This window comes from Psychrobacter sp. 1Y10 (assembly GCF_052259005.1).
GTDB classification, from domain to species: Bacteria; Pseudomonadota; Gammaproteobacteria; order Pseudomonadales; family Moraxellaceae; genus Psychrobacter; species Psychrobacter saeujeotis.
Genome location: NZ_JBQQES010000027.1, coordinates 1 through 603 on the forward strand (window position 1 = coordinate 1; position 603 = coordinate 603).

Below are 603 nucleotides of genomic sequence, written 5' to 3' on the forward strand. Positions count from 1 at the left end.
CCCGGAGGTGGACCGGCCGCAGGGGGAGGAGCGACCCCAGCCCGGCCGTCGCGGCAAATTCCGTGACCGCCGGATCGCCCGGATCGGCGGAGGCCGGGCCGACCCGATAGCGGAAGCCCCGGCCGGCCTCGTCCAGGCGCTCGACCAACGGCACCACCGCGCCGTCGTCGAGGCGCACGATCAGGCTGCCCGCCGGGGTGGCACGCCCGGCGGCCGGTTCGCTGCCCGCGAGCCCGCGCAGGAACCCGGAGAGCCGGTAGGTGTCGGGGCCGGTCAGCACCGCGTCGGCCGCGCAGAGCAGCTCGACGATGCCGTCCGGCCCGACCAGGGCGAACAGGTTGCCGCCGGCCAGCATGGCGGCCTCGCCGATCGATCCGAGCGCCCCGCCCCGGCGCAGGGTGACGTCGAGATGGGCGCCGCGCTGCAGCCGCCAGAGCGGCCCGGCGGGCAGGTCCGAAAGGGTCCGGCCGAGGCAGGCCGGGTAATCGACCAGGCCGTGGAGGGTGAGCGGCCCCGTTCCTTCCGCCCGCCACACCGCCGCCTCCCCGGGCCAGGGCTCCGCCGCGACCGCGAGGTATTGCAGCACCGTCGGGCTGCCGCGAT

The 603-nt window shown here is 77.3% G+C and carries 1 protein-coding gene; it reads right to left on the reverse strand.

What is annotated here, in order from left to right; all coding sequences use genetic code 11:
• Window positions 1-603, reverse strand: a 603-nt coding sequence (locus ACTXGH_RS13770) for a GTA baseplate fiber-binding domain-containing protein (protein WP_443561796.1), incomplete at both ends; no start/stop codon positions are given.